This is a genomic window from Streptococcus sp. k-90, assembly GCF_013277565.1.
In the GTDB taxonomy this organism is placed as follows: Bacteria; Bacillota; Bacilli; order Lactobacillales; family Streptococcaceae; genus Streptococcus.
Genome location: NZ_VMNE01000001.1, coordinates 55,429 through 76,925 on the forward strand (window position 1 = coordinate 55,429; position 21,497 = coordinate 76,925).

23 protein-coding genes and 1 riboswitch are annotated in these 21,497 nt (G+C 38.1%); of the genes, 6 read left to right on the forward strand and 17 right to left on the reverse strand.

Translation table 11 applies throughout. The annotated features are described in order from the left end of the window. Positions 1 to 39: 39 nt before the first annotated feature. The 4 genes from HT734_RS00270 to HT734_RS00285 all read left to right on the forward strand — a co-directional run bounded on the left by HT734_RS00270 (position 40) and on the right by HT734_RS00285 (position 3,484). Entirely contained in the window at positions 40 to 495 is a 456-nt protein-coding gene (locus HT734_RS00270) for a helix-turn-helix transcriptional regulator (RefSeq protein ID WP_075231125.1), read from the forward strand. A gap of 27 nt (positions 496 to 522) precedes the next feature. Next, the gene (locus HT734_RS00275) at positions 523 to 792 is read left to right on the forward strand and encodes a DUF4177 domain-containing protein (RefSeq protein ID WP_075231124.1); all 270 of its coding nucleotides are present in this window, start codon (positions 523 to 525) and stop codon (positions 790 to 792) included. A 360-nt stretch (positions 793 to 1,152) separates the two neighbouring features. After that, positions 1,153 to 2,127: an Abi family protein gene (locus HT734_RS00280; protein WP_075231123.1), complete on the forward strand. Its 975-nt coding sequence runs from the start codon at positions 1,153 to 1,155 to the stop codon at positions 2,125 to 2,127. Between the two features lie 190 nt (positions 2,128 to 2,317). Further along, on the forward strand, positions 2,318 to 3,484 hold the full coding sequence (locus HT734_RS00285; protein WP_101786213.1) for a site-specific integrase: 1,167 nt from the start codon (positions 2,318 to 2,320) through the stop codon (positions 3,482 to 3,484). A 156-nt stretch (positions 3,485 to 3,640) separates the two neighbouring features. Here HT734_RS00285 and HT734_RS00290 read toward each other — a convergent pair whose 3' ends face one another. The 12 genes from HT734_RS00290 to HT734_RS00345 all read right to left on the reverse strand — a co-directional run bounded on the left by HT734_RS00290 (position 3,641) and on the right by HT734_RS00345 (position 14,687). After that, positions 3,641 to 4,369 carry an ABC transporter ATP-binding protein gene (locus tag HT734_RS00290; RefSeq protein ID WP_173278068.1) on the reverse strand — a complete coding sequence of 243 codons (729 nt, stop codon included), beginning with the start codon at positions 4,367 to 4,369 and terminating at the stop codon, positions 3,641 to 3,643. After that, positions 4,369 to 5,376, reverse strand: a complete 1,008-nt coding sequence (locus HT734_RS00295; protein WP_004255331.1) for an ABC transporter substrate-binding protein — start codon at positions 5,374 to 5,376, stop codon at positions 4,369 to 4,371. Before HT734_RS00295 ends, HT734_RS00290 begins: the two co-directional genes overlap by 1 nt. 37 nt (positions 5,377 to 5,413) lie before the next feature. Then, positions 5,414 to 6,172: an ABC transporter permease gene (locus tag HT734_RS00300; protein WP_162174294.1), complete on the reverse strand. Its 759-nt coding sequence runs from the start codon at positions 6,170 to 6,172 to the stop codon at positions 5,414 to 5,416. Continuing rightward, complete coding sequence (locus HT734_RS00305) at positions 6,135 to 6,425, reverse strand: thiamine-binding protein (protein WP_000647657.1); 291 nt, start codon at positions 6,423 to 6,425, stop codon at positions 6,135 to 6,137. The genes HT734_RS00300 and HT734_RS00305 overlap by 38 nt, the downstream gene beginning before the upstream one ends. A gap of 68 nt (positions 6,426 to 6,493) precedes the next feature. Then, positions 6,494 to 6,596: riboswitch (TPP riboswitch) on the reverse strand. A gap of 77 nt (positions 6,597 to 6,673) precedes the next feature. Then, a complete protein-coding gene (gene cbpD / locus HT734_RS00310; RefSeq protein ID WP_033680902.1) occupies positions 6,674 to 7,789 on the reverse strand; it encodes a choline binding-anchored murein hydrolase CbpD in 1,116 nt (371 codons plus the stop codon). An 88-nt stretch (positions 7,790 to 7,877) separates the two neighbouring features. Then, complete coding sequence (locus tag HT734_RS00315; protein WP_000128620.1) at positions 7,878 to 8,144, reverse strand: Veg family protein; 267 nt, start codon at positions 8,142 to 8,144, stop codon at positions 7,878 to 7,880. Beyond that, positions 8,141 to 9,499 (reverse strand): replicative DNA helicase, encoded by a 1,359-nt coding sequence (gene dnaB, locus HT734_RS00320; RefSeq protein ID WP_000852491.1) that lies wholly within the window; start codon positions 9,497 to 9,499, stop codon positions 8,141 to 8,143. Before dnaB ends, HT734_RS00315 begins: the two co-directional genes overlap by 4 nt. 43 nt (positions 9,500 to 9,542) lie before the next feature. After that, positions 9,543 to 9,995 (reverse strand): 50S ribosomal protein L9, encoded by a 453-nt coding sequence (rplI, locus tag HT734_RS00325; RefSeq protein ID WP_000864215.1) that lies wholly within the window; start codon positions 9,993 to 9,995, stop codon positions 9,543 to 9,545. After that, positions 9,992 to 11,965, reverse strand: a complete 1,974-nt coding sequence (locus tag HT734_RS00330; RefSeq protein ID WP_061759636.1) for a DHH family phosphoesterase — start codon at positions 11,963 to 11,965, stop codon at positions 9,992 to 9,994. Before HT734_RS00330 ends, rplI begins: the two co-directional genes overlap by 4 nt. 135 nt (positions 11,966 to 12,100) lie before the next feature. Continuing rightward, complete coding sequence (raiA, locus tag HT734_RS00335) at positions 12,101 to 12,649, reverse strand: ribosome-associated translation inhibitor RaiA (RefSeq protein WP_000599101.1); 549 nt, start codon at positions 12,647 to 12,649, stop codon at positions 12,101 to 12,103. A gap of 80 nt (positions 12,650 to 12,729) precedes the next feature. After that, complete coding sequence (locus tag HT734_RS00340; protein ID WP_033680904.1) at positions 12,730 to 13,392, reverse strand: ComF family protein; 663 nt, start codon at positions 13,390 to 13,392, stop codon at positions 12,730 to 12,732. Next, a complete protein-coding gene (locus tag HT734_RS00345) occupies positions 13,389 to 14,687 on the reverse strand; it encodes a DEAD/DEAH box helicase (protein ID WP_000867849.1) in 1,299 nt (432 codons plus the stop codon). The genes HT734_RS00340 and HT734_RS00345 overlap by 4 nt, the downstream gene beginning before the upstream one ends. A 55-nt stretch (positions 14,688 to 14,742) precedes the next feature. Between HT734_RS00345 and HT734_RS00350 the strand changes: the two genes are divergently transcribed. Both HT734_RS00350 and cysK read left to right on the forward strand, forming a co-directional pair. Then, a complete protein-coding gene (locus tag HT734_RS00350; RefSeq protein WP_033680905.1) occupies positions 14,743 to 15,378 on the forward strand; it encodes a YigZ family protein in 636 nt (211 codons plus the stop codon). A 282-nt stretch (positions 15,379 to 15,660) separates the two neighbouring features. Continuing rightward, on the forward strand, positions 15,661 to 16,587 hold the full coding sequence (gene cysK, locus HT734_RS00355) for a cysteine synthase A (RefSeq protein WP_033680906.1): 927 nt from the start codon (positions 15,661 to 15,663) through the stop codon (positions 16,585 to 16,587). Positions 16,588 to 16,730: 143 nt separating this feature from the next. On the opposite strand, the gene tsf is transcribed toward cysK, so the two are convergent. The 5 genes from tsf to mreC form a co-directional block, all read right to left on the reverse strand. Beyond that, positions 16,731 to 17,771 carry a translation elongation factor Ts gene (gene tsf, locus HT734_RS00360; protein ID WP_000808093.1) on the reverse strand — a complete coding sequence of 347 codons (1,041 nt, stop codon included), beginning with the start codon at positions 17,769 to 17,771 and terminating at the stop codon, positions 16,731 to 16,733. A gap of 78 nt (positions 17,772 to 17,849) precedes the next feature. Then, the gene (gene rpsB, locus HT734_RS00365) at positions 17,850 to 18,632 is read right to left on the reverse strand and encodes a 30S ribosomal protein S2 (RefSeq protein ID WP_033680908.1); all 783 of its coding nucleotides are present in this window, start codon (positions 18,630 to 18,632) and stop codon (positions 17,850 to 17,852) included. A 214-nt stretch (positions 18,633 to 18,846) separates the two neighbouring features. Beyond that, positions 18,847 to 20,034 (reverse strand): CHAP domain-containing protein, encoded by a 1,188-nt coding sequence (locus tag HT734_RS00370; RefSeq protein WP_033680910.1) that lies wholly within the window; start codon positions 20,032 to 20,034, stop codon positions 18,847 to 18,849. A 93-nt stretch (positions 20,035 to 20,127) separates the two neighbouring features. Next, positions 20,128 to 20,622 (reverse strand): rod shape-determining protein MreD, encoded by a 495-nt coding sequence (gene mreD / locus HT734_RS00375; protein ID WP_061759638.1) that lies wholly within the window; start codon positions 20,620 to 20,622, stop codon positions 20,128 to 20,130. Further along, positions 20,622 to 21,440, reverse strand: coding sequence for a rod shape-determining protein MreC (gene mreC, locus HT734_RS00380; protein WP_061759639.1), 819 nt, complete (start codon positions 21,438 to 21,440; stop codon positions 20,622 to 20,624). Before mreC ends, mreD begins: the two co-directional genes overlap by 1 nt. Positions 21,441 to 21,497 lie beyond the last annotated feature (57 nt).

Genomic DNA, 21,497 nt, shown 5'->3' on the forward strand with positions numbered 1-21,497 from the left:
TGGCGCATAATGTTATAATTGCTACGAGGTAATAATAAAATGAATAGACTAAAGGAATTAAGAAAAGACAAAAAACTAACTCAGGTAGAATTTTCTAAAGAAATCAAAATACCATATAGAACCATACAACGTTGGGAAAACGGGAAAAGCCAAATCAAACCAGAAAAAGCTCAATTAATAGCCGATTACTTTAATGTAAGTGTTGCCTATCTACTCGGATATAGTGATGACCCGGAAACTCCATTTAAAGAATATAGTCCTACTCCTCGTGAATTTGCTTCTTGGAGAGAGTTCGATTATATGCAACTTTCTAAAACTGACTTAGATTTTGATGTATATCAAACATTAAGAAAAGAAGTAGATCCCCTTTTGCTAGAATTAATTCTTAATTATTCTTTTTCTGAAGAAGAAGAGAGAGAGTTGTTAAGAGAGATTGCAAAAAAATTTGCAAAAAACGATGCTGTTTCTTTTTTAAAACTTGATAATAAAAAATAAAATATTTAAAACAAAGGAGTAGCTCGCATGGGATTTTTTGACACTGTAAAACAAGAAGGTAGTTTTTCTACTGCATCTGGAGTAAATGAACTACACTACGTTGTCCTTCAGGTAACTTTGAAAGAAAAGTTTTTCGGCACTGGATCAGGAAACCTTACAGAATTAGAAGATGTTATCAATAAACAAGCTTCAAAAGGTTATCGCCTACATACCATCACAACCGCCAATGGTGGAAGCAAAGGACTAGGCGGTGGCGACCGTATCCAAGCCACAATGGTATTTGAGAAGATTCTATAAAAATTCCCCATATTCGCCAATAGTGCCCCTATTTCTAAGGTCTATTGTGCAAAAACAAGGGAAAGTGAAAAATAGAAAGCCAATTTTACAGACTAAAGCGCAAAAAACGGCAAAAGTGACAAATAGAAAAAGACAAGCCTGCTACCGCTAACTTGTCTGACAAGGCAATAAAAGCAACGTTCCCAGCGTTGAGTTTTTTCGATACTCAAAAATTTTTAAAAAACAAACTAAAAATATTGACAAAAACTAAAAATTACAGTATTATTAGGCAATGAGAAGAGTTTCTGCTCCCAAGGGAACAGAGTACGCGAAACACTGCCTAGTTCCACTAGGTGGTGTTTTTGTATACAAGGAACATATATGAAACCATTTCAAACATTAGATGAACAAATAAAACTTCTCCAGTCTAGAGGTTTAGAAATAGATAACATAGTAGAATGTAAAAGATACCTTCTAACTAACAACTATTACAACGTCGTCAACGGATATAGTAAATTTTTTCAAACATCAAAAGATAAATTTATAACCGGTGCAGACTTTAGAGAAATAGCTGCAACACACTTTTACGATAAAGAAATTAAATCAGCTTTTTTAAAAGCAATTATAGATGCAGAAAAACACTTTAAATCCGTACTGGCATATCGTTTTTCAGAATCATATCCAAAGCCATACTCTTATCTAGATATTAATAACTTTGAAACACAAAAAGATGCAAAAAGGCTCGCACAAATTACAAATTTAATCAGTATATTAGCTAGAATACTCAATGATTATAATAGGGATAGGCAAAACAATTCTATAAAACACCACTATAAACAACATGGCGTTGTTCCTTTCTGGGTTATCATCAATGAACTCACATTAGGGCAAGCATTTAACTTTTATAGAAATCTAAACACTGACATAAAAAATCAAATAGCTAGAGATTTATCACCATTCTTACAAGAAAATATTGAATACATCCAAAATAGACCTAGTAAAGACCTTTTAAGCGGAAAGGCTTTAGAAAGTATTATTAAAAATATACTAGAAATTAGAAATATCACTGCTCATAATAATAAACTTTTCAATTATAAATGTCGTGAGAATCTTCCACAACTAGCTTATTTCCACTATTACAATAACAATGCTAATACGTCAAGACAATCTGTATATTATGTTTTTCTTGCCTTGCAATGCCTACTTGCGTCCACACAATACGCTCAATTACATAACACTATTATAAAAAGAACCAAAGCTCTAAATAAAAAAGCGCACTCCATTGAAGCCGGCATTGTATTGGATACACTTGGATTTCCGAATAATTGGTATAATATCACCGACACATTAAGATAGAACTACTTGCAATATATGGGCCTTTTCAAACCCCATATATGCCCCATATCCGCCTTGTTTCATGCTCTGGTATTATTTACCGTCTGACTGCTTAAAATCGAAAATAGGGGCATTCTCGTAGCTCCTCGCATGGTATAAACTCAAAACCTTTTCTAATTGCTTGCCTGCTGATGGAAAAAGGAGTAAAACCATGAAGATTACACAACACACGAAAAAAGACGGATCAGCAGTCTACCGCTCCAGTATCTATCTTGGTATCGATTCTGTAACTGGTAAGAAGGTCAAGACTACTATATCAGCACGAACAAAGAAAGAACTCAAAAACAAGGCCACCCAGGCTAAGGTAGAATTTGAGAAAAACGGCTCTACACGGAAACAACGCTCACATATAACAAGCTATAGGGAACTTGTGGACTTATTCTGGCAAACCTACCAGCATACCATAAAGACTAATACGCAGATAAAGATAAAAGGTTGCTTAAATAATTACCTCTTGCCCTCATTTGGTACTTACAAACTAGATAAACTTACACCTGTCATTATCCAAACTCAGGTAAATAAGTGGGCGGATGAGTACAATCAGGACGGAACGGGATATAAAGAATACAATCACCTTCATGCCTTAAATAAACGTATTCTACAGTATGGGGTTTCCATCCAAGCATTAGACAATAACCCTGCTCGTGATGTTGTCATTCCTAGAAAGATAACCAGAGATAAACAAGAAATTAAATACTTTCAAGATCAGGAACTTAAAAACTTCCTCTCCTATCTCGATAACCTGGAGAATACCTTTGTCAATTTCTATGATACTGTGCTTTATAAAACGCTCCTAGCTACTGGACTGCGCATCCGTGAATGTCTGGCTCTGGAATGGTCTGATATTGACCTGCAGAACGGAACAATCGATATTAACAAAACACTCAACATTTTAAACCAGGTAAACAGTCCTAAGACAAAATCAAGCTATAGAGTTCTAGATATCGATCATAAAACAGTGCTCATGCTTCGCCTCTACCGAGCAAGACAAGCAGAAAATGGTAGAAACATTGGCTTAACCTATGAGAAAGTATTCTCTGATAGCTTTGACAACTATGTCAATACTCGAAAGGTTGATTATCGCCTACATAAGCACTTAAAAAACGCTAACTGTACTGACTTAGGCTTTCATGCTTTCCGACACACTCACGCTAGTATCTTGCTTAATGCTGGCCTGCCATACAAGGAAATACAGACACGGCTTGGCCATGCAAAAATATCTGTAACTATGGACACTTACAGCCATTTATCAAAAGAGAACCAAAAAAGAGCAATCTCATTCTTTGAAACTGCCCTCGAAAAAATAAAAAGTTCTTAAAAAAGTCCACAAAATAAAAAAAGCGACACATAAAACCCTTATGTATCAACGATTATAGAATGATTTCGGTATAATTGACTATTATACCGAAATTTTCTCATTTTTAAAAGAAAAAGGGCGCTGGTAAAGGATAATCTTCACCAACTCCCTATTTTTCTACTTATCTAAGCCTAATTCTGCCAAAATTTGACGTTTGTAGGCAATCTTTTGGACTTCCTTGTCCTCATCTTCAGACCAATCTAGTTTAATTTCTGAAACAATTTGCCCAGGGCGATTTTTCAAGATATAGATGCGGTCGCTGAGATTGAGGGCCTCCTCGATACTGTGAGTAATAATCAGGGTCGTCAATTGCAACTGCTTGTGAATCTCCAGATACCAAGCGTGGAGTTCCATCTTGGTCATCTCATCCAAGGCACTAAAGGCCTCATCCAAGAGAAAGAGCTTGTGCCCGAAAAGATAGGTACGAAGTAAGGCCACACGCTGACGCATCCCACCACTGAGTTCATGAGGATACTTGTCCCGTACAGCTGTCAACTGGAAGGTCGCAAGAATTTCATCCGCGCGGGCAATGGCTTCTGCCTTATCCACCTTTTGAATCAAGAGGGGCAGAATGATATTACCAAGCACCGTCTTGTGCTCCAAGAGTAGATCCTTTTGCAACATATAACTCACGCGCCCCTTGGGATTTTCTTCTCCATCAAGGACGATTCTCCCTGACTGAACTTCTAAAATCCCAGCAATTAAGTTAAAGAGGGTGGTCTTCCCAACACCACTTGGACCTAAGATAGAGACCACTTCACCTGAAATCACCTGCAGGTTGATGTCTTCTAAAATCCTCTCTTGACCATAGGCATAACTGACGTGTTCTAGTCTAATTTCTGTCATTATTTCACAAATTCGTTGGTGAAGCCTTTGTCTGTCAAATCTTCTTTAAGGATACCATTTTCTTTGTCCCATTTGTAGAAGGCATTCCAGCGAGCTGCATCAAATTGCCCCCATTTTTCCTTGTCGCTTGCGTATTCTTTTGACAAGTATTTTTGAGATTCGATGACAAAGTCACGTTTTTCTTTGAGCTCAGGAGCATTCTTAATCAAGATATCTGCCGCTTCTTCTGGATGCTCCATGGCATATTGGTAACCTTTTTTGATAGCTTGGATGACTTTACGTGCTTCTTCTTTGTTATCTTTCAAATAGTCGTTGTTGGCGATGATAACTGGTGAGTAGTAGTCAAATTCTTTAACGTAGTCTTTCAAGTACATGAAGTTAGCATCTACACCTTGAGATTTAGCAAGAATTCCATCCCATCCATAGTAGATCCATGCAGTATCAAATACTCCATTAGCAATCGGTGTGATAGAGTTTGAGTCGTTGTTTGGTACTTTTTCAACTTTTTCAAAATCTCCGCCTTGTGATTCTACCAAGGTTTTCAACATAGCAAGTTCAGTTGGGTCATTCCAAGTTCCGTATTTCTTACCAACCAAGTCTTTTGGACTAGCTACATTATCAGATTTACGAGAAATGATTCCTGATGTATTGTGTTCAACGATAGCTGCAACAGCAGTAATGCCTGCCCCTTTTTCCAATTTTTTAGCCATATAGTCTTGGAAATACACTGCAAATGGTGCCTTACCGTTAATAACCAAGTCAGAAGAACTTTCTTCTGGTGGCAATTTCAAATCAACATCCACTCCAGCTTCCTTGAAGTAGCCTTTTTCCTTAGCCACATAAAGCCCTGTGTGGTTGGTATTTGGTGTCCAGTCTAGGATAAAGTCAATCTTCTTAAGTTCTGCTTCCTTATTATCCTTAGAAGCAGTTCCTTGACCACAGGCCACAAGCACAACAGCTACAAGAGCTGTTAAAACAGTTAAAAACACTTTCCATGTTTTTTTCATTTTGATTTCCTCTTTTCTTTTTTAAAACATTCTTACTCTACGAACGTTTCCATTTAATAACATATTTTTCACTAATATCGACCAACTTCATACCGAGAAGGCTGATAATCGATACCAGAATAATAATAGCAAACATGGTATCATACTGAAACAGTTTCTTGGACTGAATCATGTAGACACCAAGACCCTCAAAGCCTCCCAACCACTCAGATACCACTGTTGTGATAAAGGCGTAGGAGACACTGACCCTCAGACCTGCATAAAAGTAAGGCAGGCTGACTGGAATTTTAAAATGCCACAGGATTTGCCAAGGCTTGGCCCGCATCAGACTAAACAAGGTCAGCATATCCTTGTCACAATGCCTAAAACCGTCCAAAATGCTGACGATGATGGGAAAGGTTGTCGTCAAGATAATCAAGACAATCTTGGGCAAAATCCCATAACCTAGCCACAAGACCAGAATAGGAGCTATGGCAATGGTCGGGATAGTCTGAACAACCACCATCATAGGGTAAATCAAGTCATTGAGCCAAGTCAAACTGTCCATAAGTACAGCCATGAGACAGGCAATCAAGACTCCCAAAACCAACCCCAATAAAGCCACTCTCAAGGTGGCCCAGCTATGGTGCCAGAGAAATTCTCTATCACGCACAAAAGACTGGAGGATTTCAAGAGGGGTCGGCAGGATAAACTTAGGAAGAAGTTTAAGCAACCCTGCTAGCTGCCAGATTGACAAGACTCCCAAAAAACCCAATAGACTAATGTGTCGTCTCAGTATACTTTTCAAGTTTCTCATCAATACTTAAAATCTCTCCTACATTTATTTTAACATTGGCAAAGACATTGTCTGCCTCCTGCCCTGCTACCTCTAGCGCTTCTTTGAGAATGCGCATAAGCTCATCAAACTCCCCTTCCAAGACCGTTTCAAATGGTGTCACCACCATGGTCACTTCTTGAGCTTGCAGATGAGCAATGACCTGATCGATAACAGCTATCCGATCAATCCCCTGTGCTAGGGGTAAAACTTGCAAGGCAATGCTTGCTTTCATAAAAACCTCCTCTTCTCGTTTTCCTTTGACAAAAAGAAAAACCTTTACCATATATGGAAAAGGTCAAGAATAGACTAAGTATCGTTCCCTACGCTGGCATTACCCAGATCAGGTGCGGTCGAAGTTTAACACTTCCTCTCAGACTGTACACAGACTCCCATATATTATATGGACATATGATAGCGCAAAATAAAAAAAATGTCAAGGAAACTGCTTACAGAAAAAGTAGGAAAAATTTCCTACTTTTTCTATACTCTCACACCATCACTATTTACTCTGTAGCCATCCACTGTTGTATTAACAGCTAAGGCCCCAGAAGAGTAAGAATAATACCACTTACCAGAGACTTGATACCATCCTGTTTTCATTGCCCCTGAACTATCTAGATAATACCACACCCCATTTTCCTTTAACCATCCTGTCTGCATTTCACCAGATGATTTCAAATAATACCAGCTAGAACCATCCTTCAACCAGCCTGTTGATTTAGAACCATTTGATTTGAAATGATACCAACTACCATTTATTTTCTTCCAACCGACAGTCAGAACATCATTGGAACTATCTTCTGGTTGATTCTGCGATGAAGAAACCTCCTCTAACTGAATATAACGACGACTTCCACTATAAGATATATAACTCAACCACTTGTACCCATCTTTTTCAAGTACCTGATCATAATGAACACTCTCACCTGGAGAATAATATGCAATTGAAGTTGCACTAGCTAAAGGTTGATTTTTAATAGCTGCCTTATTCTTAAAATAATGAGTTCCTCCTGTCGAAGACGAAGGTTGACTATTGAATACTTTGCTACTACTTACTACATTACCTCCCTCCAAATCTTTAAAATGAATAAATCCTGTCATCGTATTCGCTTTTATAGTTCGTTTATTATAGGATCCTGTATAACCATAGTTGTATTCCTCAATTTCTATATTATCCCCCATTACATTTGAAACCCAGGCAACATGACCATATCCTCCTGCAGTAGACCAAGCAATAGATCCAATAGCTGGTGTATTATCTACACGATATCCTTCACGACGAGCACGATAGCCCCATTCATTCGCATTTCCATAAGCTCCTGTAATCTCAAAACCGTTGACACTACTCAATCGAAAGGCTGCAAATGAAGTACACTGACGAGAGTACATGCGCCACTTATCAATCTCCTGACTCCCATTTTTATAATAAGCAGGATAATCATCCCCACGCGCAATCGATCCATTTCCTCCGGAATAGGCATATACACTATCACTAGCTACTAGCATCAATCCTACTACTAAAAAAGGAACAACCTTTTTAGCTGATTTTCTAAAAGAAAATCCTGTCTCTGTTACTTTGAATGGTAAAACTTTCATTCTTCCTCCTTGAAAAATAATATAAATTGAAGATTGCCTTCACTTAAACTATTCGGAGAAAAAAGAAAAAGTGAGAAAATTTCTCACTTTAGTCCAAATAATGAATCAAATTTTTTTCCGTAAGGATATCTGAGTAAGTAAAGGATTCAACGTAAACATTAGTTTGTTTATCTCCTTCAACATTCCCAAATTCCACAATAAATAGGGATGGATAAACTTCAATTAACTTACCCAATCTATTTTTTTGGCGCTTACGCCCATTTTCCAAAGTCATTTCAATTACATGACCCTCATGCGCCTTGATTTCCTCTTTAATTTTTTTCATCTTAGCTACATCTGTAAATGCATCTGTCATCTTATTTCCTCCCTTTTTGAAATACTTGAAAATTTATTGTATTCTTTTTGGAAAATTAATTCCACCGTTCCACGAGCTCCACTACGGTTTTTCTCGATAATAACTTCTACCTTATTATTTGGTATGCCTTCCTCTTCTTCACCACCACGCTCATAGTAGTCGTCGCGATAAAGAAAGGCTACGATATCAGCGTCCTGCTCAATAGATCCAGATTCACGAATATCAGACAAGACTGGTCTCTTATCCTGACGTTGTTCTACACCACGAGAAAGCTGACTTAGAGCGATTACTGGAACTTTCAGTTCTTTTGCTAGAATTTTCAGCTGACGTGAAATTTCTGAAACTTCTTGTTGACGATTTTCTCGGCCTGTACCCGTAATCAATTGCAAGTAATCTATCAAAATCAAACCAAGATTGCCCGTTTCTTGAGCAAGTTTACGTGAGCGAGAACGAATTTCCGTAATCCGAATCCCTGGCGTATCATCGATATAGATACTCGCATTAGCTAGATTCCCTTGAGCAATGGTATACTTTTGCCACTCCTCATCAGTCAATTGACCCGTACGGATAGAATGGGATTCCACCAACCCCTCTGCAGCTAACATACGGTCTACTAGACTTTCCGCACCCATTTCGAGTGAAAAGATAGCAACCGTTTTGTCCAACTTAGTCCCAATGTTCTGAGCAATATTCAAGGCAAAAGCTGTCTTACCAACCGCTGGTCGAGCTGCTAGGATAATCAACTCCTCCTCATGAAGACCCGTCGTCATATGATCCAAATCACGGTAGCCCGTAGCAATCCCTGTAATATCAGTCGTTTGTTGAGAGCGTGCTTCCAGATTTCCAAAGTTGACATTCAACACATCTCGAATATTCTTAAATCCGCTTCGATTTGCATTTTCACTGACATCAATTAGACCTTTTTCTGCCTGAGCAATGATCTCATCAGCTGGTTGTGAAGCCTCGTAAGCTTGATTGACAGACTCTGTCAACTTGGCGATTAATCGCCGTAACATAGCCTTTTCTGCAACTATTTTAGCATAATACTCCGCATTAGCAGAAGTTGGCACAGAATTGACAATCTCAACCAAGTAAGACAAGCCACCAATATTCTGCAAATCACCTTGATTATCAAGGATGGTACGAACCGTTGTTGCATCTATAGCATCACCACGATCGGATAAATCGACCATGGCTTGGAAAATCAAACGATGGGCATACTTAAAAAAGTCCCGAGACTCAATATATTCTCTCACAAAAACAAGCTTACTCTCGTCAATAAAGATAGCCCCCAAAACGGATTGCTCAGCTAAGATATCTTGAGGTTGTACTCGTAACTCTTCTACTTCTGCCATCAAACTTCCCTTCCTTTTACAATCTTGTCAAGAAGGTGTAAACTTATCCTTCCTTCACACGAAGATTGATTACACTTGTAACATCTTGATAAATTTTCACTGGTACATCAATCAAACCGACTGCTCGAATCGGAGCTTGTACTTGAATATGACGTTTATCAATCTTAATTCCAAATTGCTTTTGCAATTCTTCTGCAATTTTCTTATTGGTAATAGAGCCAAAGGTACGGCCATCTGGACCAACTTTTTCAACAAACTCTACAACCGTTTCTTCAGCTTCAAGTTGGGCTTTAATTGCTTTTGCTTCTGCAATCATCTCAGCGTGAGCTTTTTCTTCAGATTTTTGTTTACCACGAAGTTCACCTACAGCTTGAGCAGTCGCTTCTTTTGCTAGGTTCTTTTTGATAAGAAAGTTTTGTGCATACCCTGTTGGTACTTCCTTAATTTCTCCTTTTTTACCTTTTCCTTTAACATCTGCTAAAAAGATTACTTTCATTCTTCTTTCTCCTTTTCCTTTATTTCATTTAATACAATTTCTGTCAATTTTTCACCTGCTTCTGACAAGGTTAAATCCTTAATTTGAGCTGCTGCTAAATTAAAGTGGCCTCCACCTCCCAGCTCTTCCATAATCCGTTGTACATTCAATTTACTACGACTGCGAGCTGAAATAGAAATAAATCCTTGTGTATTCTTCGCAAGAACAAAACTCGCTTCAATACCTGACATGGCTAACATGGCATCTGCTGCCTTACTAATAACAACTGTATCATAGCATTTCGAGTCCTTAGCCTCTGCTATGAGTACATCTGAACCTAATTTACGCCCCTGTAAAATAAGTTCATTGATCTCACGATATTCTTCAAAATCTGTCGCAGCCATTTCCTGAATAGCAATACTATCACTTCCGCGCGTTCTAAGATAGCTAGCAACATCAAATGTCCGACTAGTCACTCGTGAGGTGAAATTTTTAGTATCCAACATCATACCAGCCATCAAGACGCTTGCTTGCATACGACTCAAACGATTTTTCTTAGAATTTTGGAACTGTAGCAATTCCGTTACTAACTCACTGGCACTACTTGCACCACTTTCGATATAAGTAATAACTGCATTATCTGGGAAATCCTGATCCCTTCTATGATGGTCAATAACAATTGTTTGGGTAAACAAATCATAAAAATCTTTTGATAAAGTTAAAGATGTCTTTGAATGGTCTACAAGAATCAACAAAGAACGATTGGTCACCATCCCCATTGCATCCTTAACAGACAACAGCTTCGTAACTCCTTCTTTTTCTAAGAATGTAACAGCTCGTTCAATATCCGGAGACATTTGTTCTTCGTCATAAAGAGCATAACTATTTTCAGTCACATTACTAGCAAATAACTGCATACCTACAGCAGAACCCAAAGCATCCATATCTAGATTTTTGTGACCAACTACAAAAACTTGATCCACACTCCGAATCTTATCTGAAATAGCTGTCATCATAGCGCGCGTACGGGTACGGGTACGCTTGATTGAAGCAGCAGACCCACCACCAAAATAAACTGGATTTTTCGTTTCGTTGTTTTCCTTGACAACCACCTGGTCGCCACCACGTACCTCAGCCAAGTTCAAGTTGAGCAAAGCAACTTTCCCTATCTCATCATGATTTCCATCACCATAAGAAAATCCCATACTTAAGGTCAAAGGCAACTGTCTCTGCTTCGCCTCTTCTCTGAAAGTATCGATAACAGAAAATTTATCATTCATCAATTCCTCAAGTACAGTATAGTCAGTAAATAGATAAAAACGGTCCATACTCACTCGACGGGAGAACATGGCATGTTTCCCAGCAAATTCTGAAACAAAATTAGCTACAAAACTGTTAATATGACTGATATCAGACTCTGATGTTTTATCTTCTAAATCATCGTAGTTATCAACAGAAACAATCCCAATCACAGGTCGACTCGTTACTAACTCAACAGTCGCTTCGTATTCTCCAGACACATCAAAGAAATAAAGAACCCCAGACACCTTGTCCATATGAACCGAATAACGGGTCTCACCCAAAGTAGCATAAGAACCTGGATTCCCCACAGAAGCCTTAATAATTGTTTGAATTAATGCCACATCAATCTCGCCCACTTCATTAGTCAAAATCAATTCAGCATAAGGATTAAACCATTCAACGTCACCTGAAGACAAGTCTAATTTAATGACTCCGACAGGCATCTGTTCTAACAAGGTTGTCAAACTTTCTTCAGCTTGATGGTTTACATACTGGATTTGTTCTACTTCACTCCTTGAGTAATAGTCTCTCTGATAAATGAATAATAAAATATATAAACCCAAAATAAGTAGCAAAAGAAATAGCGTTACCAGTGTATTCGTTACAAAAACAAGTTGCACAGATAGCACTCCGAACGCCACTATTCCTAATATTAAGGGGAAAATAGGACTTACATAAAATTTTTTCATTCCAAACCTCTTGGCACCCATTATACCATAATAACAACCAAAAAGCGACTTTTTAAAAGTGTAATCAGTAATTCTATCAATTGTAAGAAAAAGGAGGTTTACAATTCAGTAAACCTACCTTTACACGTATTCTAATTAAGATTCTTTAACTTCTAACAGACCAATTTCGCCATCTTCACGACGATAAATCACATTAGTTGTTTGATCTTCAACATCTACATAGATAAAGAAATCATGTCCCAACAAATCCATCTGTAGAATAGCTTCTTCCAAATCCATTGGTTTTAAATCAATTTGTTTTGAACGAACAACTCTAGACTGGACAACATTTGAATCTTCCACCAAAGCATCTGTAAATAATTGACTAGTTGCCACCTTATTTTTATTTTTACGCTCGATTTTTGTTTTATTTTTACGAATCTGACGTTCAATTTTATCAGTTACAAGGTCAATTGAACCATACATATCTTGAGACACATCTTCTGCACGAAGAGTAATAGAGCCAAGCGGAATCGTTACTTCCACTTTAGCAGTTTTTTCACGATACACCTTCAAGTTAACTCGAGCATCCAACTCTTGTTCAGCTTGAAAATACTTTTCGATCTTTTCGAGTTTAGAAACTACATAATCACGAATTGCTTCTGTTACTTCTAGGTTTTCACCACGGATACTATATTTAATCATATGAGTACCTTCTTTCTAAACATTTTTGTTTTTCTGATTTCATTATAACGCTTTCATTTTATTTTTGCAAATTTTTTTCCTCATCTTACAAGGGAAAATGTTTTTACGTCCTCAGCACCAGCTTCTTCCAGTAGTCTCTTCACACGATTTATAGTTGTTCCAGTAGTATAAATATCATCTATAAGTAGGATTTTTTTAGGAATAGTGACTCCACTTTTAATAAAGAAAGGAAGTTCTGTCCCCAAACGCTCTGAACGACTTTTAGAAGAACTAGCTCGCTCTTCTCTCTTTTCTAATAAATCTAGATACGCAAAGCCTGCTGCCTCTACCAAACCCTCAACCTGATTAAATCCTCTGTCAGCATATCTATCACGACTTAGAGGAATGACAACAAATTGATACTCTTTGTACTTTCTCAACGCCGCACTTAAAACTGAAGCGAAAACTTTTCTTAAAAGGAAGTCTCCGTCAAACTTATACCGACTGAAAAAATCCTTCATAGCTTGATTGTAAGTAAAAATCGCTCTATGACTGACCTCAACTCCTTCTTTACACCAAAATTGACAATCTTGACACTTTGTTGACAAGTCTATTTTCATACAGTTTGGACAATACTCTTCTCCAATTCTCTCAAAAGTAGAATCACAGTCTGAACAAAGATAGGAGTCATCATTCCTCAACAGCAAGATACTACTAAAAGTTAAAACAGCCTTCATAGTCTGCCCACATAACAAGCACTTCATAGCCCCGCCTCCTTATTCATCTGCTGAATTTCCTTAATTGCCTTCTTGATTGAAGCATTTAACCCATCATGGAAGAAAAGCAAATCTCCTGTCGGTCGATCCATACTTCGTCCAACTCGACCACCAATCTGAATCAAACTAGACTTGGTAAACAGACGATGATTAGCCTCTACTACGAAAACGTCCACACAAGGAAAAGTAACTCCACGCTCCAATATTGTAGTACTGATAAGTATTGTCAGCTCTCCATCTCGAAAAGCTTGTACCTGCTCTAGCCGATCTTCTGTGACAGACGATACAAAGCCAATTTTCTCATTTGGAAATTGCTCCTGTAAGATTTCTTTTAACTGCTCCCCTTTCTTAATTTCTGATGCAAAAAGGAGTAACGGATAACCTGTTTTTCTCTGCTTCTCAATATAGGATTTTAACTTTGGAGACAAACACTTCTTATCTAAATAGCGATTAAAATCCGATAACCAGACAGGTTTAGGAATAATCAACGGATTTCCATGAAATCTTCTAGGCAAACTCAGTCTCTTTAACTCTCCCGAGCGAACCTTCCTATCTAATTCATCTGTAGAAGTCGCTGTTAAAAAAATTCTCAATCCATTCTCCTTTACACTATTCTTGACAGCATGGTAAAGCGTGGGATTGTCAACATAAGGAAAAGCATCTACTTCATCCACTATCAGCAAATCAAAAGCTTGATAAAACTTCAGTAACTGATGGGTCGTCGCAACAACTAATGGTGTTCGAAAATATGGTTCTGATTCTCCGTGTAGCAAAGCTATCTCACAGGAAAAATCCTGTTGCAAGCGCTTATACAGCTCCAAACAAACATCTATGCGAGGACTAGCCAAACAAACTGCACCACCTTCATCAATCACTTTGGCAACAACTTGGTAAATCATCTCTGTCTTTCCAGCTCCTGTTACCGCATGAACTAAGGTTGGTTCTTGCTTGTCTACTGCTTGAATTAGTCCCTCTGACACCTTCTCTTGAAAAGGAGTTAATTGACCACGCCATTTAAGAACATCTTGCTTCGGAAAATCCTCCTGCGGAAAATAGTATAAAGTTTGATCACTCCTGACTCGCTTCATAATTAAGCACTCCCGACAATAGTAAGCACCGATGGGCAAATACCATTCTTCTAGAATAGGACTATCACAACGTTGACAGAACAATTTCCCCCTCTCCTTTCTCATTGCTGGAATTTTCTCCGCCAACTGACGTTCCTCTTCTGACAATTCATTCTCAGTAAACAAACGACCGAGATAATTTGAATTTACTTTCATACTTCTTTATTCGTAAAAACTAGCGCTTTAGATGATTTTTTAGTACAATTAAATCATGGAATTTAGAACAATTAAAGAGGACGGACAAGTCCAAGAAGAAATCAAAAAATCTCGCTTTATCTGTCATGCTAAGCGTGTTTATAGCGAAGAAGAGGCTCGTGACTTCATTACTGCCATCAAAAAAGAACACTACAAAGCTACGCATAACTGCTCTGCCTTCATTATTGGGGAACGTAGTGAAATCAAACGTACAAGTGATGATGGTGAGCCCAGTGGTACTGCCGGCGTTCCCATGCTTGGGGTACTAGAAAATCACAATCTCACCAATATCTGTGTGGTAGTGACACGCTACTTCGGTGGTATTAAACTAGGTGCTGGAGGATTGATTCGTGCTTACGCAGGCAGTGTTGCCTTAGCTGTCAAAGAAATTGGCATCATTGAAATAAAGGAACAGGTTGGCATTGCTATTCAAATGTCTTACACTCAGTACCAAGAATATAATAACTTCCTTAAAGAACATACTCTCATGGAGCTGGATACAAATTTTACAGATCAAGTCGATACGATGATTTATGTTGATAAAGAAGAAAAAGAAAACATTAAAGCTGCACTGGTAGAGTTTTTTAATGGAAAAGTTACTTTAACTGATCAAGGTTTACGCGAAGTTGAAGTTCCTGTAAACTTAGTGTAAACAATGGAAAAGTAGTGTTTCATTGATATTCTCACCGCTACTTAATTAACAAAATAAAAATAGGGTTGCCAAGACCTGCTAGAAAATGAACAAGTCAAAAAGAAAACGGATAGCATTTTCCTTTACACCTATTTACTATAATTAGCTTGTCACAATCGCTTGAAAATTAATGGCTTAGACCTATGATATAAAAAAATCCTATCGCTTCGATAGGATTTCTATATTTTACAAATGGTATAGATAGCGTTATACTAGAAATATCTTATACAAAGAGGTATTTATATGTCTATTTATAACAACATTACTGAACTAATCGGACAAACACCGATTGTTAAACTCAACAACATTGTACCAGAAGGTGCTGCGGACGTCTATGTAAAGCTTGAAGCATTTAACCCTGGTTCATCGGTAAAAGACCGCATTGCCCTTAGCATGATTGAAAAAGCTGAACAAGACGGTATTCTGAAACCTGGTTCTACTATTGTTGAAGCAACAAGTGGAAACACTGGTATTGGGCTGTCATGGGTAGGTGCTGCTAAAGGGTATAAAGTTGTCATCGTTATGCCTGAAACTATGAGTGTAGAACGCCGTAAGATTATCCAAGCCTATGGCGCTGAACTCGTCCTTACGCCTGGTAGCGAAGGAATGAAGGGTGCTATTGCCAAGGCTCAAGAAATCGCTGCTGAACGTGATGGTTTCCTTCCTCTTCAATTCAACAATCCAGCAAATCCAGAAGTACACGAAAGAACAACAGGAGCTGAGATACTAGCTGCTTTCGGTAAAGATGGACTAGATGCCTTTGTTGCTGGAGTGGGTACCGGTGGAACGATTTCTGGTGTTTCTCATGCACTCAAATCAGCAAATCCAGGTATTCAAGTTTATGCAGTAGAAGCAGATGAATCTGCTATTCTATCTGGTGAAAAACCTGGTCCTCACAAAATTCAAGGTATCTCAGCTGGATTTATTCCTGATACACTTGATACAAATGCCTATGATGGTATCGTTCGTGTAACGTCAGACGATGCTCTGGCACTTGGCCGTGAGATTGGCGGAAAAGAAGGATTCCTTGTTGGTATTTCTTCAGCTGCAGCTATCTACGGAGCAATTGAAGTTGCTAAAAAATTAGGTACAGGTAAGAAAGTCCTTGCTCTCGCACCAGATAACGGTGAACGTTATCTCTCCACAGCACTCTATGAATTTGAAGTATAGTCTCCTAAATACATTTAGCCCTTATTATAGGGCTTTTTGTTTTAATTATTTCTAATCGAGTGAGGCTTAGCAAAAAACAATTTCAGGAGAAAATCTAAGCTCTATACAACAAAAAAAGGAAGCAATTTACTTCCTTTCTATCATTAGTTATTCAAGGCTGCTGCCATTGTAGCTGCAACTTCTGCTTCAAAGTCGTTTGCAGCTTTTTCGATACCTTCACCAACTTCAAAGCGAGCGAACTCAACTACTGAAGCGTTAACTGATTCTAGGTAAGCTTCAACTGTCTTGCTGTCATCCATGATGTAAACTTGTGCAAGAAGTGTGTAAGCTTGGTCAACTTTAGTGTTGTCAAGCATGAAGCGATCCATTTTACCTGGGATGATTTTATCCCAGATTTTTTCTGGTTTACCTTCTGCAGCCAATTCAGCTTTGATAGCTTCTTCAGCTTGAGCGATTACTTCATCAGTCAATTGAGCTTTAGATCCGTATGCCAAGTGTGGAAGAGCTGGTTTACCAACCATAGCACGGCTTTCATTATCTTGGTCGATAACGTGGTTCAATTGTGCCAACTCATCTTTAACAAATTGCTCATCCAATTCTTTGTATGAAAGAACTGTTGGTTTCATAGCAGCGATGTGCATTGAAATTTGTTTAGCAAGTGCTTCGTCTCCACCTTCGATTACAGAGATAACACCGATACGTCCACCGTTGTGTTGGTATGCTCCGAAGTGTTGTGCATCTGTTTTTTCAATCAAAGCAAAGCGACGGAATGAGATTTTTTCTCCGATAGTTGCTGTTGCAGACACATAAGCTGCTTCAAGAGTTTCACCTGAAGGCATTGTCAAAGCAAGAGCTTCTTCGTTGTTAGCTGGTTTTCCTTCAGCGATTGCTTTAGCTGTTGCGTTTACCAACTCAACAAATTGAGCGTTTTTCGCAACGAAGTCAGTTTCAGCATTTACTTCAACAACTGCGGCAACATTACCGTCAACATAAACACCAGTCAAACCTTCTGCAGCAACACGGTCAGCTTTCTTAGCTGCTTTTGCCATACCTTTTTCGCGAAGCAATTCAATCGCTTTTTCGATATCGCCTTCCACTTCAACCAATGCTTTTTTAGCGTCCATAACACCAGCACCAGATTTTTCACGCAACTCTTTTACAAGTTTAGCTGTAATTTCTGCCATTTTGATTCTCCTATATTTTTTAAAAATAGGAGAGCTGGGCTAAGCCCCGCCCTCCTAGGTAATTACTATTTATATGAATTAAGCGTTGTCGCCTTCTACAACTTCAACGATTTCTTCGATTGAGTCTGCTTGAGCTTCTGAAGCTGTAAATTCTGCTTCAACTGCTGCAACAGCATCTTCACCTTGGCGACCTTCAATGATAGCGTCTGCCAATTTAGCTGTAATCAACTTAACTGCGCGGATAGCGTCATCGTTAGCTGGGATGATTACATCGATATCATCTGGATCAGTGTTTGTGTCAACCATCGCTACAACTGGGATACCCAATTTTTTAGCTTCTTTAACAGCGATTTGCTCCTTATGTGGGTCAACTACGTACATTACATCTGGGATACGAGGCATATCTTCGATACCACCCAAGAATTTTTCAAGACGTGCACGTTGTTTGTTAAGAAGTGCAACTTCTTTCTTAGGAAGAACTTCGAAAGTTCCATCTTCTTCCATACGTTTGATTTCTTTCAAACGAGCGATACGTTTTTGGATTGTTCCCCAGTTTGTAAGAGTTCCACCCAACCAACGGTGGTTAATGAAGTATTGACCTGAACGTACTGCTTCTTCAGCAACTGCATCAGCTGCTTGTTTCTTAGTACCAACAAACAATACAACTGCATCGTTAGCTGCAGCATCACGCATGAAGTCGTATGCTTGGTCAGCGTATTTTACAGTTTGTTGCAAGTCGATAACGTGGATTCCGTTACGCTCAGTGAAGATGTACTTAGCCATCTTAGGGTTCCAGCGACGAGTTTGGTGACCAAAGTGCACACCAGCCTCAAGAAGTTGTTTCATTGAAATTACTGCCATGAGTATTTCTCCTTTTTGTTTTTTTCCTCTTCTTGACTTCAACTCGCAAAACGACCCAAGGGCAACTGTTTCACAATTCATCAAGAATGAGTATTATCGTTCACACGACAATTTTCATTTTACCATACTTTTTCAATATTTTCAAGTTTTTTAAGATTTTTTTATAGAGACTATCGACACTAAAAAAGAGACTCTATTAAGTCTCCTTTTCTAATTAATCTGCATAAATATATGTTACAAAACCTGATGATGTAGTTGTTGGATTAAACCATCCACGGTGATTTCCAAGCGTGCGATTACCAGCATAATTTGATTCTGACACTTGGATACGTGTTGTTGATTCTACAGCAGTGACTACCGCTACGTGTCCATATCCACCATCGTTCCAACATGCAATCGCACCAACTTGAGGTGTTGAACCTGTACGGAATCCTGCAGCAGCTGCACTTGTAGCCCACTGTGCTCCATTACCCCAATAGTCTCCAGCCCAAGGTGCTAATGTTTTAACTCCCCATGTACATTCCCCAATTGGATAACTTGAAGCGTTTGTACTATATGTTGGGCGCTGTTTAACTGCTACAGGAGTATATGTTGTTGATTCCGAAGAAGCTACAGCTTGAACCTGTGCTGCAAATGTCGTATTTCCAGAAGCAACAACTGTTTGTTGTTGGCTTGCTTGTTTTGCCTTATAAGCTGCTTCTGCCTCTGCTGCTGCCTTTGCTGCCGCTTCTGCTTCTGCTTTTTTCTCTAGCAAACTTGCTTTTTCATCTTCTGCTGTCGCTTTTTCAGCAGCAAGATTTAATTCTGCAGCTTTCAACTCAGCTTGTTTTGTTGTTAAAGTTTGTGCATCATCAGACAATTTCTGTTGATTTGCAATTACTGTATTAATTGCATCATTGTTTGCCACTTGCTTCTCAGAAATTGCTTTTTTATCTGCTTTTTGTTGTTCCAACATTTTGTTGTTAGCAGATACGATTTCATTCATTGCTGCAACACGTGAAATGGCTTCTGTAATTGATTTTGAGTTCACAATTGTATTGATGTAGCTAGTTGCAGCTCCGTTTGTTTGAGCACTACGAGCTTGTTTTTCCAAAGAATCATTACGAGATACAATGTTTTTAGAAAGTTCTGTAATCTCACCCTCAAGTTTCTTAGATTCTGCTTGTAATCTGTCATTTTCAGCTTGCAAGTTAGATTGCTCAGCTTGAATAGCTGATACTTGCTCCTGAATTTGATCAACTTGTTTTTGAGCTTCTTGTTGTTGTGCTGTTAAGTTACTAATTTTATTATCTTGAGCAGCAATTTTGTCATCAGTCGTTTCTGCATGCGCAGTTGTTAAAACAGCTACTTGAGAAACCATTACTGTACTTAATAAAAGTGACGCTAAGATTTTTTTCTTCATATTACGTAGATACTCCTTCTTTTAAAGACAATACTAGTATACCAAAAAAAGGCCTAATGAATATTACACCTTTGTTACATTTTTGTTTCTTTCTTATAGATAATATTTTTCAAAAACAAACTGAAAAATAAACATCCACACAAGATTTAAAATCATTGATGGTACTAGGCTATAAACGATAAAAATCGACAAACTATCTACAGTTAAACCTACAACTAATGCAAGGAGATAAGCTCCCATATCAAATAGAAAACTCATAACAATCATAGCCAAGATTCTTGTCCAACGATTCAACAAAATAACACTATTCAATTTATGAAGAAAGGCTCCCAATAAGATAAATAAGAGAGTTGCAATCCCTATTATATGGAAAAAGTAAATATCATAAACCAAGCCCACCATAAAACAATAGACTAGATAGAGATACTCTGATACTTCGATTGTCTCAAATAAGAGAAATAGAAAAAGAAAATGACTAGCCAAATGTACATGGGGAAAGAATGAGCCAAAAAGCTGGCTAATATGGGCATCAATTAGAACAAAGAAAGGAAGCAATAAAAACACTCCAACTCGCTTCAACTGTCTCATTATGAATTCCCCACTAATTCTATCACATACACATTATGAGTATCTGCACTCAATTTAACAGTTACTTCTCGTGTCAAATAGTCCGTACTATGCGTTGTAGCAACCACTTCACCAACAGGAATATCAGCAACATTAAAGTTTCCTAATCCACCCGTTGTCACCTTATCACCTGCACTAATATCGCTATTACTATTTAATTGGCTAATTTTAAGAACTTCATTTTCCTTGTCATAGCCAACAATAATCCCATAAATTGTAGTAGAACCATGTTGAATTTTAACAGAAATCTTATCAGCATTTTCCGTATTTGTCAGAAGGTTAACCATAGTAGAGTTGTCCTCCACTTTTGAAACACTCCCAATCAAACCACCATTTGCAATGGCTAACATATTTTCAGAAACCCCTTTTGATTTGCCTGCATCCAGGGTCAATTCCTGCTTCCAAGATACTGGAGAACGCATAATAACATCTGCTGCTAAAGTCTTTGTGGCTTGCAACTTGGACTTCATATCAAGTAATTGGCGCAATTGCTCATTTTCTGTCTTTAAACTTTCCGCCTCATTTGATTTCACTTCTAATTGGTAAATCTGTTTCTTCAAACTTTCATTTTCATTATATGTTCGTGTCAAATGAGCCAAATCTGATTTGACAGAATCAAACCACTGAAAAGGTTTTTGTACAACTCTATCAACCAATGAGATTCCATCTCCTAATTTTGTCACAATTGTACTTGAATAAGTCGTCGCTAAGAGAGCTGACACAAGCAGAACGGTGACAAAAATAATAATGACATATTTTGATTTTTTAAAACGGTTCATATCCCTACCTTTATATCAAAAACTGTTACAGTAATTTTTTATCAATTCCTGAAAGCT